This window comes from Nocardioides sp. FY1077 (genome assembly GCF_058681775.1).
Genome location: NZ_JBZWDB010000003.1, coordinates 893,550 through 907,691, shown reverse-complemented (window position 1 = coordinate 907,691; position 14,142 = coordinate 893,550). Strand labels below are relative to the sequence as shown.

16 protein-coding genes and 1 pseudogene are annotated in these 14,142 nt (G+C 75.2%); 8 read left to right on the top strand and 9 right to left on the bottom strand.

The annotated features are described in order from the left end of the window. Nucleotides 1-158: 158 nt before the first annotated feature. The 3 genes and pseudogenes from AC4OR8_RS13895 to bla all read right to left on the bottom strand — a co-directional run. Nucleotides 159-284, bottom strand: a pseudogene (locus AC4OR8_RS13895) (DUF2695 domain-containing protein); the annotation flags it as partial. A 120-nt stretch (nt 285-404) separates the two neighbouring features. After that, nucleotides 405-1,310, bottom strand: coding sequence for a cobalamin-binding protein (locus AC4OR8_RS13890; protein ID WP_492166154.1), 906 nt, complete (start codon nt 1,308-1,310; stop codon nt 405-407). Next, complete coding sequence (gene bla, locus AC4OR8_RS13885) at nt 1,307-2,275, bottom strand: class A beta-lactamase (RefSeq protein ID WP_492166153.1); 969 nt, start codon at nt 2,273-2,275, stop codon at nt 1,307-1,309. Before bla ends, AC4OR8_RS13890 begins: the two co-directional genes overlap by 4 nt. 37 nt (nt 2,276-2,312) lie before the next feature. Between bla and AC4OR8_RS13880 the strand changes: the two genes are divergently transcribed. The 5 genes from AC4OR8_RS13880 to AC4OR8_RS13860 are packed head-to-tail and all read left to right on the top strand — an operon-like array spanning nt 2,313 to nt 5,388. Beyond that, nucleotides 2,313-3,092 (top strand): TSUP family transporter, encoded by a 780-nt coding sequence (locus AC4OR8_RS13880; protein WP_492166152.1) that lies wholly within the window; start codon nt 2,313-2,315, stop codon nt 3,090-3,092. Continuing rightward, on the top strand, nt 3,089-3,736 hold the full coding sequence (locus tag AC4OR8_RS13875; protein ID WP_492166151.1) for an IMPACT family protein: 648 nt from the start codon (nt 3,089-3,091) through the stop codon (nt 3,734-3,736). The genes AC4OR8_RS13880 and AC4OR8_RS13875 overlap by 4 nt, the downstream gene beginning before the upstream one ends. Continuing rightward, nucleotides 3,733-4,140, top strand: coding sequence for a pyridoxamine 5'-phosphate oxidase (locus AC4OR8_RS13870; RefSeq protein ID WP_492166150.1), 408 nt, complete (start codon nt 3,733-3,735; stop codon nt 4,138-4,140). The genes AC4OR8_RS13875 and AC4OR8_RS13870 overlap by 4 nt, the downstream gene beginning before the upstream one ends. After that, on the top strand, nt 4,137-4,886 hold the full coding sequence (locus AC4OR8_RS13865) for a VOC family protein (RefSeq protein ID WP_492166149.1): 750 nt from the start codon (nt 4,137-4,139) through the stop codon (nt 4,884-4,886). The genes AC4OR8_RS13870 and AC4OR8_RS13865 overlap by 4 nt, the downstream gene beginning before the upstream one ends. Further along, a complete protein-coding gene (locus tag AC4OR8_RS13860) occupies nt 4,879-5,388 on the top strand; it encodes a GNAT family N-acetyltransferase (protein WP_492166148.1) in 510 nt (169 codons plus the stop codon). Before AC4OR8_RS13865 ends, AC4OR8_RS13860 begins: the two co-directional genes overlap by 8 nt. A 485-nt stretch (nt 5,389-5,873) precedes the next feature. On the opposite strand, the gene AC4OR8_RS13855 is transcribed toward AC4OR8_RS13860, so the two are convergent. The 4 genes from AC4OR8_RS13855 to AC4OR8_RS13840 all read right to left on the bottom strand — a co-directional run bounded on the left by AC4OR8_RS13855 (nt 5,874) and on the right by AC4OR8_RS13840 (nt 9,714). Then, nucleotides 5,874-6,923, bottom strand: coding sequence for an HNH endonuclease signature motif containing protein (locus tag AC4OR8_RS13855; protein WP_492166147.1), 1,050 nt, complete (start codon nt 6,921-6,923; stop codon nt 5,874-5,876). Further along, the gene (locus AC4OR8_RS13850) at nt 6,832-7,194 is read right to left on the bottom strand and encodes a hypothetical protein (protein ID WP_492166146.1); all 363 of its coding nucleotides are present in this window, start codon (nt 7,192-7,194) and stop codon (nt 6,832-6,834) included. Before AC4OR8_RS13850 ends, AC4OR8_RS13855 begins: the two co-directional genes overlap by 92 nt. Nucleotides 7,195-7,822: 628 nt before the next feature. After that, nucleotides 7,823-8,344, bottom strand: coding sequence for a hypothetical protein (locus AC4OR8_RS13845; RefSeq protein ID WP_492166145.1), 522 nt, complete (start codon nt 8,342-8,344; stop codon nt 7,823-7,825). Between the two features lie 32 nt (nt 8,345-8,376). Beyond that, nucleotides 8,377-9,714 (bottom strand): ABC1 kinase family protein, encoded by a 1,338-nt coding sequence (locus tag AC4OR8_RS13840; RefSeq protein ID WP_492166144.1) that lies wholly within the window; start codon nt 9,712-9,714, stop codon nt 8,377-8,379. A gap of 134 nt (nt 9,715-9,848) precedes the next feature. Between AC4OR8_RS13840 and AC4OR8_RS13835 the strand changes: the two genes are divergently transcribed. Then, nucleotides 9,849-10,289, top strand: a complete 441-nt coding sequence (locus AC4OR8_RS13835) for a PGPGW domain-containing protein (protein ID WP_492166143.1) — start codon at nt 9,849-9,851, stop codon at nt 10,287-10,289. A gap of 175 nt (nt 10,290-10,464) precedes the next feature. Next, complete coding sequence (locus AC4OR8_RS13830; RefSeq protein WP_492166142.1) at nt 10,465-10,710, top strand: hypothetical protein; 246 nt, start codon at nt 10,465-10,467, stop codon at nt 10,708-10,710. Nucleotides 10,711-10,741: 31 nt separating this feature from the next. On the opposite strand, the gene AC4OR8_RS13825 is transcribed toward AC4OR8_RS13830, so the two are convergent. Further along, nucleotides 10,742-11,434 (bottom strand): helix-turn-helix transcriptional regulator, encoded by a 693-nt coding sequence (locus AC4OR8_RS13825; RefSeq protein WP_492166141.1) that lies wholly within the window; start codon nt 11,432-11,434, stop codon nt 10,742-10,744. 183 nt (nt 11,435-11,617) lie between these two features. Next, nucleotides 11,618-13,324, bottom strand: a complete 1,707-nt coding sequence (locus tag AC4OR8_RS13820) for a sensor histidine kinase (protein ID WP_492166140.1) — start codon at nt 13,322-13,324, stop codon at nt 11,618-11,620. A 140-nt stretch (nt 13,325-13,464) separates the two neighbouring features. On the opposite strand from AC4OR8_RS13820, the gene AC4OR8_RS13815 reads away from it, so the two are divergent. Further along, nucleotides 13,465-14,142 carry a response regulator gene (locus tag AC4OR8_RS13815; protein WP_492166139.1) on the top strand — a complete coding sequence of 226 codons (678 nt, stop codon included), beginning with the start codon at nt 13,465-13,467 and terminating at the stop codon, nt 14,140-14,142.

Below are 14,142 nucleotides of genomic sequence, written 5' to 3'. Positions count from 1 at the left end.
TGCGAGGCCCGTACCCAGTTGGTGCACGGGCGCGTCGACGTAAGCCGCACGCCGGCGCAGTCGGGAGGCTCGTCGGGCAGCTCGAGCTCGTCGGTGTGCAGGTCGCGCACCCGCACGTGGCGGGCCAGCACGTAGCCGCCACCGCCGACCTCGCAGTCGCAGCCACCACCGAGGTCGGCGAGACGGCGCTCCAGGCTCGAGGCGGTGGGCGAGCGCAGCTCGCGGAACAGCGCCGCCCAGCGCCGGGTGTGGTCGCAGCCGCGCTCGTCGACCATGCGCGCCACGAAGCACACCACGCACTCGCCGCGGCGGGTGTGGGTCGGCAGGTCGGGCGCGGGGTCGGGCGCGGGGTCGGGCGCGGTCACGGGGTCTCCCGGGGACGGTGCGGTGGCAGGGGGCCAGTCCTACCCGGCGCCACCGACACCGGTCCCCGTGCCGTCGACCACCCCGTCGAGCACCGCGGCCAGCTCCTCGACGCCGTCGAGCAGACGCGGCCCGGGCCGGGCCCAGTGGGCGTCGGCGTCCACGGCGTGCACCACCACCCCGTCGGGCAGCAGGCCGGCGTCGACGAGCAGGTCGGCCTGGGCCTGGGCCCCGGCGCGGTCGTAGCCGCACGGGGCCACCACCACGACGTCCGGGCGGGCCGCGCGGACGTCGTCCCAGGTCGTGCGGACCGACACCTGGCCGGCGGCGCCCAGCACCGGGTCGCCGCCGGCGAGCGCCACCATCTCGGGGATCCAGTGCCCGGGGGCGTACGGCGGGTCGGTCCACTCCAGCACCACCACCCGCGGACGCCGCCCGGCGGGCCGTAGCGCCGCCCGGTCGGCGAGGCCGGCGAGGCGGGCGCGCAGCCGGGCGGTGAGCTCGGCGGCCTCCGCGGGCCGGCCGGTGGCCCGCCCCAGCTGCTCGACGGTGGCCACCACGTCGGCCAGCGTGCGGGGGTCGAGGGTGACCACGTCGGCGCGGCAGCCGAGGTGGTCGAGGGCCGCGCCGACGCTGGCGACGTCGACGGCGCAGACGGCGCAGAGGTCCTGGGTGACCACGAGGTCGGGGTCGAGGTCGGCCAGCGCGCCCGCGTCGAGGCGGTAGAGGTCCTCGCCGCGGGCGGCCGCGGCGGCGACGTGGGCGTCGATCCCGGCGGGGTCGAGGCCCTCCGGCAGCGCCGTCGACGACACGACCCGGCGGCTGCGGGCCTCGGCGGGGTGGTCGCACTCGAAGGTGACGCCGACGACCTGCTCGCCGGCGCCCAGGGCGAAGAGGATCTCGGTGGCCGACGGCAGCAGCGACACCACCCGGCGCGGGGCGCTCACGCCAGCGCCCCGGCCACCACGGCGGCGGCCTGCGCGACCAGCCGGTCGTCGTGCTCGGCCGCGGGGTCGTCGCTGCGGGTCATCACGACCACGACCAGGGGCGCGCGACCTGGCGGGGTGACCACGGCGACGTCGTTGCGGGTGGCGTGGTCGGCGCCGCCGCCGGACTTGTCGGCCACCTGCCAGTCCTGCGGCACCCCGGCGCGCACGAGCGTGTCGCCGGTGGCGTTGCCCGACATCCAGCGCAGCAGCAGCCGCCGGTCGGCGGGCGCGAGGGCGTCGTCGACGGCGTACGCCTGCAGGGTGGCGGCCATCGCCCGGGGCGTGGTGGTGTCGCGGCTGCGGCCGGGGCTGAACGTGTTGAGCGCCGGCTCGCGGCGGCGCGGGTCGGTCACCTCGTCGCCGACCTCGCGCAGCGCCCGGCGCAGCCCGGCGGGCCCACCGACCGCGTCGAGCACCAGGTTGGCCGCGGTGTTGTCGCTCTCGCGCAGTGCCGCCTCGGCGGCCCGGCGCAGGCTGATGTCCCGCCCGACGTGCTGCTCGGTGACGGGGGAGTGGTCGACGAGGTCGGCGGCGTCCACCGCCACCTCCTCCTCCAGCGCGGCGTCGTCGTTCTGGTCCAGGAGCACCGCCACCGCCAGCGCCTTGATCGTGGAGGCGAAGGCGAACCGCTCGTCGGCGCGGTGGGCCAGGGTCTCGCCGGTGGCGGTGTCGACGGCCAGCACGCCGACCCGGGAGTCCCAGCGGCGCTCCAACGCCTCGATCGCGGCCAGCGCCTCCTGGTCGGCGGCAGGCGCGGCCGTCGGGCTCCCGGCGTCCGGCGACGGGGTCGACGGGCTGGACGCCGACGGGGTCGACGAGGGGGCCGGGTCCTGGCCGCACGCGGCCAGCGCGGCGGTCAGGACGCCGGACAGCAGGGCGGCCGGGACGACGCGGAGCAGGGGGGCGGGGCGGGGGGTCCTCACGCCCACTGCCTATCAGGCGGGCCCTACGATCGCGGGGATGGAGGACCCGACCGCGCTGGTGTACCTGCTGCTCGGGCTGGCGGCCCTCGCGGCGGGTTTCGTCGACGCGGTGGTGGGCGGGGGCGGGCTGATCCAGCTGCCGGCGCTGCTGCTGGGGCTGCCGGGCGCCTCGCCGGTGCAGGTCCTGGCCACCAACAAGCTCGGCTCGGTCTGCGGCACCACCGTCAGCTCGATCACGTACTTCCGTCGGGTGCGCCCCGACCCCCGCACCTTCCTGCCGCTGATGCTGCTGGCGTTCGTGGGCTCGGCGGGCGGCGCCGCGCTGGCCTCGCAGGTGCCGCGGGAGGCGTTCGAGCCGATCGTGCTGGTGGCGCTCGTGCTGGTGGGCGGCTACGTCGTGCTGCGTCCGCGCCTGGGCGAGGTCACCGCGCTGCGGTTCGCGGGCCACCACCACACGCTGGCGGCGATGGGCATCGGGCTGGTCGTCGGGTTCTACGACGGCGTGCTCGGGCCCGGCACCGGCAGCTTCTTCGTCTTCGGCCTCGTCGGGGTGCTCGGCTACGCGTTCCTCGACGCCTCGGCCAAGGCGCGGATGGCGAACTGGGCCACCAACGTCGCTGCGCTGTGCGTGTTCGTGCCGCAGGGCGCGGTGCTGTGGGAGGTGGGGCTGCTGATGGGTGCCTGCAACCTCGTGGGCGGCTACGTCGGAGCCCGCACGGCGGTGTCGCGCGGCACCGGGTTCGTGCGGGTGTTCTTCATCGTGGTGGTCTCGGCGTTCGTCGTGCGCCTCGGTGGCGGGCTCGTGGGCCTGTGGTGAGCACGGGCTACCTGACGCTCACCGGCGCGGTGGTGGCCGAGACCGAGGTGCGGCGCTCCCGGTTCCGCTGCGTGGTGGCCCGCGTCGGCGATGAGGCCGAGGCACGGGCGCTGGTCGATGCCGCCCGCCGCGACCACCCCGACGCCGGGCACCACTGCTCGGCGTGGGTCGTGGGTGGGCCGCCGCAGCCGCTGGAGCGCTCCTCCGACGACGGTGAGCCGGGCGGCACGGCCGGGGCGCCGATGCTGGAGGTGCTGCGGGGTGCCGGGCTGGGCGACGTCGCCGCGGTGGTGACCCGCTGGTTCGGCGGCACCCTGCTGGGCGCCGGCGGGCTGGTGCGGGCGTACGGCGACGCGGTGCGCGCCGCCCTCGCCGAGGCCGACGTCGTACGACGGGCGCTCCTGCACGAGCTGGAGGTCGAGGTGCCGCACGCCGACGCCGGGCGGGTGGAGGGCGAGCTGCGGGCCCGTGGGGCGGTCGTGCTCGACACGCGGTGGGCCGAGGCGGTGGTGCTGCGCCTGGGGGTGGCGCCGGCCGACGAGGCCCGCCTGCACGCGACGCTGGCCGAGCTGAGCGGGGGCGCGCTGACGGCCGTGGTGACCGGCGAGCGGTGGGTCGACGTCGGGCCTAGGCTCGCCCCATGAGCATCCCCGTGGACACCACCGACCTGGCGGCCGCGCTCGGCGACTTCGGCGCCGGCTACCTGCTCACCGTCTCGACGCGTGCCGGGGTGAAGGCGGTGACCGTCGAGCCCGAGCTGGTCGACGGTGTGCTGCTGGTGCGCGCCCCGGGCGGCGGCACGCTGACCAACGTCACGGCGTCCGCCTCGGTCACCGTGCTCTACCCACCGCTCCAGGCGCGGGGCTACACGCTGCTCGTGGACGGTGCGGCCGAGGTCACCGGCGACGACGTGCGCGTGGTGCCGACCGGGGCGGTGCTGCACCGTCCCGCCGAGCACGCCGACGGGCCGCCCGCGCCGGCGGTGGCCGCGGCAGCGGTGCCGGCCGACGGCTCGGCGTGCGGCCACGACTGCGCCCCGGTCGCATGAGCACCGCCACCCACCCCGGCTGGCTGAGCGTCTTCCTCGACCTCGCGGGCGGCGACTTCGAGCGCGGCGTGCAGTTCTGGGCGGCGGTCTCGGGCTCCCGGGTGTCCTCGCCGCGGGGGGAGGACGAGGAGTTCGCGACGCTGGTGCCGCGCGACGGTGCCGACCACCTGCGGGTGCAGCGGCGCCGCGAGGGCGGCAGCACCCTCCACCTCGACCTGCACGTGCCCGACATCGCCGCGGCCGCGACGGCCGCCGCCGACCTCGGCGCGCAGGTCGCCCACCGCAGCCACCACGGCTACGTCGTGCTCGCCTCGCCCGGCGGCTTCACGTTCTGCTTCGTGGGCCATCCCGGGGGCGTACCGACGCGACCGGTCGCCTGGCCCGGCGGCCACCGCTCGCTGGTCGACCAGATCTGCCTCGACGTGCCGCCGCGGCTGTGGGACGCCGAGACGGCGTTCTGGTCGGCGCTCACCGGCTGGGAGCTGGCGGACCGCTCCGACACCTCGGGCTTCGCGAACCTGGTGCGCCCCGCCGACCAGACCGTGCGCGTGCTGCTGCAGCGCCTCGCCGACGACGCCCCCGAGGTGGGGGCACACCTCGACGTCGCCACCGACGACCGGCCCGCCGAGGTGCGCCGCCACGTCGCCCTCGGGGCCACGGTCGTGCACGAGGGCGAGGAGTGGACGGTGCTGCGCGACCCCGCCGGGTCGGCGTACTGCGTCACGGTGCGGGCGCCGCGTGACTGAGCCGCGACCCGTCGACCCGGCGGTCCGGCCGGCCACCGACGACGACTGGCCGCGCATCTGGCCGTTCTTCGACGAGACCGTGCGGGCGGGGGAGACCTACGCCTTCCCCGACGACCTGACGCTCGAGACGGGCCGCGGCTGGTGGATGACCGGGCCGCCAGGGGCCACCGTCGTGCTCGAGGAGGACGGCGAGGTGCTGGGCAGCGCCAAGATGGGCCCGAACCGGCCCGGCCGGGGCGCGCACGTCGGCACGGCGTCGTTCATGGTGTCGCCCGCCGCGCGCGGCCGCGGCGTCGGACGCCGCCTCGGCGAGCACGTCGTCGCGTGGCACCGCGAGCAGGGCTACCGCGCCATCCAGTTCAACGCCGTCGTCGAGACCAACACCGTGGCCGTCGCGCTCTGGCGCTCGCTGGGCTTCGTCATCGTCGGCACGGTCCCCGACGCCTTCGACTCCCGCACCCACGGCCTGGTCGGGCTGCACGTCATGCACCTGGCCCTCTGAGGGGCTTTCGCCTTCAAGCGGCCTCGGTGGTCGAGTGCCGAGGACCGCCAGGGCCAGCTCCGGGGATTTCGACACGGGCGCTAGCGCGCCCTGCTCGATCAACGAACCGTCGCCCGCCTCGGTGGTCGAGTGCCGAGGAGCGCCAGCGACGAGGTGTATCGAGACCACACAACTGTCCGCTGGGACTCCACAGCGGCAGATTCCAGCGCCGGGCTGCGGGGGTTTCGACACGGGCGCCAGCGCGCCCTGCTCAACCGACGGGAGAGCCGGCGCTGCGCGCCCTCCCCAACCAACGGAGGGGACCGGGCCGGACGGGCGCGCTCTCGGTGGTCGAGTGCCGAGGAGCGCCAGCGACGAGGTGTATCGAGACCGCCGCAAGCAACCGTCCGCCGGGACTGGCGCAGGGCACGTTCCAGCGCATGCTGCGGGGGTTTCGACACGGGCGCTAGCGCGCCCTGCCGACCACCGAACGACAGAGGTGTCGGTCAGGTGAGGTGGGTGGTGCCGGTCGGGTCGACGGCGTACCGGTGCCCGTGAGGACTCGTCCATTCATACGTCGACGCGGCGGTGCGGGTGTAGGTCCAGCCGTCGTGGGTCTTGGCCCGGTGGTGGCGTCTGCACAGGCACGCCGAGTTGGCAGTGGACGTCTGGCCGGGTGGGCCGCCGTCGGACAGTGCCCGGTAGGGGGTGATGTGGTCGACGTCGGATGACCGGGCTGGGCGGGTGCAGTGGGGGAAGCGGCAGGTGCCGTCGCGCTGCACGACCTGCTCGCGGAGTCGGTCGGGGACCTCGTAGGCGTCGGTGTGCAGCTGCTCGGCGAGGTCGAGGACCGGGCGGACGGTCACTACGGTGGCGCTGGTGGCGCACCAGGTCTTGACCTGGTCGGCGGTCACGAAGCTGCGGGTCCTCTCGACCCGGGCCAGGTGCAGGTCGGAGTCGTCGTCAAGGGCGGCCGCACTGAGGTGGACGTGCAGCACGACCTGCCGGGCGGGGCGTCGGCGTGGCGTGGGCTCGGCCTCGGTGTCGTCGCGGGTCAGGTCGAGGGCGGTCTGGGCGCGGGCGATCTCCCCGACCGCCATCGCGCGGCGGGCGTCGAGGGACTCCTGACATCCCAGGTCGGCCAGCTGCGCGGCGCAGTTCGTCACGGCGGCGTCCAGGTCGAGGGCGTCGGCGAGGTCGAGCTCGCCCTGCACGTGCATGGTGCCGAACACCGACACCTGCGAGGTGTCGATGTCGAAGCAACGGTCGTCGGCCGCCTTCGCGGCCCGCACCCGAGCCTGGTCGGGGTCGTGACGGACGATCGCCTCGTCGACCAACCGGTCCAGCGCCCGGAACCCGATCTTCGAGGCCACCGGTGCGACGTGACGGTCCACGAACGCCGCCGCGTCCGGGCTCAGCGCGAGCGTCTGATCGGCCACCTTTCGGGCCCGCCACACCTGCACGTCACCCGCGGTCACCCGCGACCACAGGCGGGGCAGACGGTGGGCGATCTCCAGGGCGTGGCCGATGTACCGCATCCCGGCATCGCTGCTCATCCCCCAAGACGGCGGCGAGCTCCACCACCGCGAACTCCGAGACCAGCGGCGCTCCGTCTCCGGCGACCGCCAGCTGGCGGTCGGTGCCCGGCACGGTCGCTGCGTCCTCGAGCACGTCGTCGTACGGCTGCAGCTCGTTGGCTGCCGCCCACTTCACCGTTGCCACCAGCTGCGCCGCCTCGGCGGCATCTGCCGCTTCCCGGTGCGCGCACACCTCGGTCAGGAGCACGTCGGTCGACGCGTCCTGACGGCGAAAGAGGGGGCTGGGCATGCCCTCATTCTACTCGAACAAGTGTTCGAGTGCAGTGGTTCTCCACCGGTCGATCGCCCTGGTTGCGGGGTCTCGATACACCTCGTCGCTGGCGTGGTTCCTGAGGAGCGAGCGCAGCGAGCGTCTCGAAGGGCTCCTCGGCACTCGACCAGCGAGGGGCCTAGGGGTCTCGATACACCTCGTCGCTGGCGTGGTTCCTGAGGAGCGAGCGCAGCGAGCGTCTCGAAGGGCTCCTCGGCACTCGACCAGCGAGGGCCGCGGGGGTCTCGATACACCTCGTCGCTGGCGCTCCTCGGCACTCGACCAGCGAGGGCCGCGGGGGTCTCGATACACCTCGTCGCTGGCGCTCCTCGGCACTCGACCAGCGAGGGGCCTGGGGGTCTCGATACCCCTCGTCGCTGGCGTGGTTCCTGAGGAGCGAGCGCAGCGAGCGTCTCGAAGGGCTCCTCGGCACTCGACTAGCGAGGGGCGCGGTGGTCTCGGTACGCCTCGTCGCTGGCGCTCCTCGGCACTCGACCAGCGAAGGGTCGGGCGGATCCTCGCGAGGCTGCGGGGTTTCGACACGGGCGCTGCGCGCCCTGCCGACCGACGAACCGTGCCCTGATCGACCGGCGAGGACCGCGCGGCTCTAGCCGGTCGGGGAGGGAGAGGGGCGGGGGGCGGCGAGCTCGCCGGTGAGGGAGGACGCCAGGAGGACGAAGCCGGCGGTGACGCCGGTCCAGGCGGGCGCGTGGGGGAGGCCGGCGAGCACGGCGACGGCGCCGGCCAGCCCGACGACCACCAGCGCGGCGGCCAACCGGGCGAAGAGCGGGGCGGCGAAGGCGCGGGCGAAGGGCCAGAAGTGCAGACCCACGACGACCACCACCCACGGCAGCACGAGGCGGGGCCGGTCGAGGACGGCGAGCAGTCGGGCCCCGACGACGATCGCGACCACCATGAGGGTCACGCACCAGCCGTAGGTGCGCACGGCCGCGCGCGACGGCGGTGGCACGTCGGCGGAGGGCCGCAGGCCGGCGACGAGGGTCGCCACGACGAGCGCGACGGCCGCCACCCGCAGGACGAGCGAGCCGGGCAGGTCGCCGGCGTTCACGACGACGAACGTCGCCCCTCCGACGGCTCCGACCAGGCTCCCGAGCGTGCGTCGCTGCATGCCTGCAGCCAACCAGACGCGGACGTGCGGGGTCAGGTCCCCTCGGCGAAGCCGGGCAGCGACTCGGTGAGGATCTCGCGGAACGGCACCTCGGCCTCGAGCTGGCTGAGGATGCCGATGGCGCCCAGCCAGGTGCGGTGGATCAGCAGGTAGGAGGGGGGCAGGTTGATCTTGATCGCCACCGTGAACGACGGGTCGCGGGGGTTGTTGATGCGCTGGAACTGCTGCTGCATCCACGCCCGGGTGAACCGGAACCGCTCGACCTCGGTGGGCTCCACGAACGGCGAGAGGTAGTCGAGCAGCTGCTGCGGGTCGAGGGTGACCTTGTCGCGCACGAAGCCCTCGGTGCGCAGCCCGGCCATCAGGGCGTCGGCGTCGCCGGTGGCCGCCACCCGCATCAGCCGGCCGGTGGCCGCGGGCAGCCGACCCTCGGGCAGGCGGGCCACGGCGCCGAAGTCGAGCACGCCCATGCCGCCGGGCTCGCCGTCGGCGTGGGGCAGGACGCGGAAGTTGCCGGGGTGCGGGTCGGCGTGGAGCATGCCGGTGCGGGCGGGGCCGGCGACCAGGAAGCGCACGAACAGCTCGCCGTAGTGGTCGCGCTCGGCCTGCGTGCCCTCCGCGATGACCTTGGCCAGCGACGAGGTCGACTCCATCCACTCGGTGACCAGGCTGGTCTCGCCCGCGGCGACGACGTCGGGCACGACGATGTCGGGGTCGTCGCGGAAGGCGGCGGCGAAGCGGCGCTGCGCCTCGGCCTCGAGGTGGTAGTCGAGCTCCTCCTCGGTGCGGGCCTGCATCTCCTCGATCAGCGGCTTCACGTCGAGCCCGGGCACCATCGGCCCGATCGTGCGGGCCAGGCGGGACAGCTGGCGCAGGTCGGAGCGCAGCGCGTCGCCGGCACCGGGGTACTGCACCTTCACCGCGACGTCGCGCCCGTCGTGCCAGCGGCCCTTGTGCACCTGGCCGATGGACGCCGCCGCGGTCGGGCCGCCGTCGAGCCACACCAGCTGCTCGCGCCAGGTCGGGCCGAGGTCGCGGGCCAGGGTGTCGCGCACGGTCTGGGTCGGCATCGGGGGAGCGGAGTCCTGCAGCTTGGTGAGCTCGGCACGGTAGGGCCCGGCCATCTCCTCGGGCAGCGCGGCCTCCAGCACCGACAGCGCCTGGCCGAACTTCATCGCCCCGCCCTTGAGCTCCCCCAACGTGCGGAACACCTGCTCGGCGGTCTTCTGCTGGATGTCGTTCATCACCGACTCGGCCGGCCGGCCGCCCATCCGCTTGCCGAAGCCCAGCGCGCTGCGCCCGGCGTACCCCAGCGGGAGCGCGGCGAGGCGGGCGGTGCGGGCTGCTGCCTTGCGCGGGAGGTCGGCCATGGGCCCATCCTCCCCGACGCACCCAACGCGAGGCCCGGTACGGCACCGCCCGCCCGCCCGCCCGCCCGCCCGCCGCCCGCCCGGCCGGGTGGGGGGAGGGCGTGCCGGGTCCGGCGCGGGGTACCGATCCGGAGATGACCACCGACGCCGCCCAGCACGACCTCGCCTGCCCCGACTGCGCCGACGGGCTGGGCGCCTCGACCGCGGTCGAGCACGGCAGCTGGCGCCACCGCATCCGCGCCAACCCGGCGCTGCACCAGGCGTGGCGGGTGGGGGTCTTCGTCGTCGGGCTGCTCTGCGTGGCCCTGGGCGTCGCGCTGTCGGTGCTGCCCGGGCCGCTCACCATCCCGCCGGTCCTGCTGGGGCTGTGGGTGTGGTCCTCGGAGTTCAGCTGGGCGCAGCGGTTCTTCGACACCTTCAAGGAGAAGGCCCGGGCGACCTGGGCCCACGCCCGGCGCCACCCGGTGAGCTCGACGGTCATCACCGTCGGCGGGCTGGTCCTCGCCGGCGTCGCGATCTGGGCGGCGCAGCACTACCAGGTCGCCGAGCGGGTCAAGGACCAGGTCGGGCTCTGAGCCCGGGACCTTCGACCCTGGACGGGACGGCCCCGCACCCGCTGTGATCGGGGGGTCGACGGGGGCCAGGTGTGTGGTCGCCGCCCCCCACGGCCCGGCCACCTGATCTCCCCGGTCTGCCAGGGTCCCCGTCGGCCTGACGTAGCACGACGGGCCCGACGAGGGGAGCGCGGTCATGATCCGCCCAGGTGCGGCCCGCCGCGACCCGGCGCTCGCCCGGTTGCTGGTGCTGGCGATCCACCCGGCCACGTCCCCCGACGGGGTCGCCGGGCTGCTCGCGCGCACGCCGACCGCCCACCTCGAGCGGCTGCTCGGGCTCGCGCTGCCGCCGGCCGCCACCAGCGGCTACGCGAGCAGCGTGCACGAGGTACGGCGGATGGCCGTCGACGAGCTGGCCCGGCGGGCCGGCTCGGCCCGCTGAGCGGCCCGCCCGGCGGGGTCAGCCGGCGGGGTCAGCCGACGGGGGTGAACCAGCCCAGGCGGTGGGCGATGCCGACCGCGGAGAGCTGCGACGACACCCCGAGCTTGGCCAGGATCGACTTCACCTGGGTGCGCACGGTGGCCTCCGAGACCACCGACTCCCGGGCGATGTCGCGCACCAGGGCGCCGCGCATGAGTCCCTGGAGGACCTCCTGCTCGCGGTTGGTCAGCGTCTCGAGGCGCCGACGCAGGTCGTCGTGGTCCTCGTGGCGCTCGTGCCAGAGCCGCAGCAGCTCCTCGCGCTCGTCGACCTGCAGCACGGGGAGCCCCTGGTGCAACCGGCGCACCACCGACAGCAGCTCGTTGAGGGGGCGGGTCCGCGAGACGACCTGGCGGGCGCCGAGGCGCAGGCACTCCCCCCACCGGGCCCGATCGGTCGACGACGTCACCACGACCACGCTGGTGCCGCCGGCCGCGACGGAGCGCACCACGCGCGCGGCGCTGCCGAGCGGGCCGGCGTCGAGACCGACCAGGACCAGCCGCGGCTGCTGGCGGGCCAGGACCGCCGTCATCTGTCCCGGCGCCCGCGCCACGTCGTCGAGGCGGGTGCGGCGGGCGTCGTACCCCTCGACGCCGAGGGCGAGCTCGAGGGACTCGGCGAAGAGGACGTGGTTCTCGACGATGAGCACGCGGTAACCGCTGCGCGCCAGTACCTGCACGGACATGAGACCCCCCGGGGTTCGACCCCGGTGACCGGGCCGTTCCCCAGGTACCGCGAGCTGATCGGAGCCTAGGAAGCAGAACAGCGGGCTCACAGGGTCATAGGTCCCGACCGCCCCGACCGCCCCGACCGCCCCGACCGCCCCGAACGCCCCGAACGCACCAGCCGTCCCTCCCGCCGCGCCGCCTCACAGGGGCACGTGCCAGTGCACGACGACGCCGGAGCCCTCGTCGGGGCGGGAGACGTCCATGCCGCCACCGCGGCGGCGGCCCCGCTCGGCCAGGTTCGCCAGGCCGCTGGTGGTGGTGCGGGCGACGGGCCGGTCGTTCCCCGGCGCGGGCCGGCCGTCGTCGGCCACCTCGACGTGCAGGTGGCCGTCGCGCACGACCAGCGCGACGTGCGCGGTCCGGGCCCGGCCGTGCCGCGCCGCGTTCGACAGGGCCTCGCGGACCACCGCCACGGCGTCGTCGCACAGGCTGGCCTCCCGCACCTGCTCGATCGGCCCGCTGGTGGTCGTGGTCGGCGGCGTGGCGAACCCGGTGGCCGAGGCCACCACCTCGGTGATCCGGTCCCGCAGCGAGGTGGTGCTCCCGGCGTGACCCAGCGACAGCACGCTGCGTCTGATCTGGGCGCTCGCCTCGTCCACCTCCGTCGCGATCTCGCTCACCCGCTCCGCGACCGGGCCCGGTCCCAGGCGCAGCGCCACCTCCTCCAGGCCCATCCCCACCGCGAAGAGGCGTTGGACGACGTGGTCGTGGAGGTCGCGCGCGATGCGGCGGCGGTCCTCCACGACACCCAGGTGCTCCCGGGCCTCCCGGGCCGCCGACTGCGCCCGCAGCACCCCGAGCTGGGCGGCGTACGCCTCGGCCATCACCCGGTCCCGCCGACGGAAGCCGCCCTCGCCGCGACCCCGCACCATCATCAGCACCCCGCCCGTGTCGCGCCGCTCGACGACGAAGGGGATGGCGACGGCGTGGCCGAGGTCCGCGATGCCCAGGTAGCCGAACGGCTCGCCCTCGTGCATCGCCTCGGAGATCACGGTGTCACCGGTGGTGACCGCGCGCCCGGCCAGCGTGCCCGCGACGGGCACCACCAGCCCCACCGTCTCCCGGGCGGCCAGCCCGGTGGCGTGGGTGAAGCGCAGCGCGCCGCCGCCGGGCTCGAGCACGGCGGTGCCGACGACGACCGCGTCGGCCAGGTCCAGGGCGGTGGCGAGCAGCGGCGTGACCTCGTCGGTGTCGTGCAGGGCGACGTCCCGCGCGGTGTGGGTCAGCACCGACGACCAGCGCTCCCGGTAGGCGAGGTCGTCGTAGAGCACGGCGTTGGTCATCGCGATGCCGGCGGTCACCGCGAGCGCGGACATCAGCTCCTCGTCGTCGGCGTCGAACGCCGCACCGCGCCGGGCGGTGACGCAGAGCGTGGCGCGGTGCTGCCCCCTGACGTGCACCGGCACCAGCACCTGCTCACCCACGGGACGGTGCAGCGCGTCGTCGCCGCACGAGCAGTGGTCGGCCACCAGGGCGACCACGTCCTGCGGGGGCTGCCACGAGCGGGTGGCGGCGACGAGGCGGCGCAGGTCGGCGGTGCGCGTGGTCGCGCCGGTGGAGCCGGTGACGCAGGCGTCGACGGCGTGGTGCACCACGCTGAGCAGCTCGTCGTCCTCGTCCCACAGCACCAGGGCGACGTGGGAGGCGTCGACGAGACCGGCGGTGAACGTGCAGACACTGGCCTGCACGGTGGGCAGGTCGAGGGTGCGGACCAGGCCGTGGTGGGCCCTCAGGAGGGACTGGAGACGGTCGCGCGCGCCCCGCAGCTCGCCGGCCCGCTCCACCAGCTGGGCCAGCAGCGAGTCGAAACCAAGGTGCGGCACCTCTGCCGCCTCGAAGCTCTCCATGACCTCCCCTGGCGGAGTAGTCTCGCCGAAAGTCAAGGAGTTGTCTCGGGACCTTGGTCCCTGGCCCCGCGAAGACAGGCCGTGGACCATGCGGGCGGGGCAGCGTGCCCCGTCTCGGATGATGCCTGGGGGAGAGCACCGTGACGACGACGATTTTCCTGCTCGACGACCACGAGCTGGTGCGGCGGGGGCTGCACGAGCTGCTGGAGCACGTGGAGGACTACCACGTGGTCGGCGAGGCCGACACCGCCGTGGCCGCGATGGCGCAGATCCCGGCGCTGCGTCCCGACATCGCCGTGCTCGACTCGCGGCTGCCCGACGGCACGGGGGTCGAGGTGTGCCGCCGCGTGCACGCCCTCGACCCGAGCATCGCCTGCCTGATGCTGACGTCGTACGACGACGAGGAGGCGCTGTTCTCCGCGGTGCTCGCCGGGGCGGCCGGCTACGTGCTGAAGCAGGCCAACGGTCGCGAGCTGCTCGAGGCGGTGCGGGTCCTGGCCGAGGGCGGCTCGCTGATCGACCCCGAGCTCGTCGAGCGGGTGCGCACCCGGGCGCCGGTCCCGCGGGACGTCCCTCCCGAGCTGGCCTCGTTGACCGCGCAGGAGCGCCGCATCCTCGACCTGATCGCCGAGGGCCTCACCAACCGCCAGATCGGCGACCGCATGTTCCTGGCGGAGAAGACCGTGAAGAACTACGTGTCGAACGTGCTGGCCAAGCTGGGCCTGGAACGTCGCTCGCAGGCCGCCGTGCTGGCCAGCCGGCTGGCCTCCGACCGGCACGCCGAGCACGGCCAGTGGGCAGGGTCGCCGTACCTGTGA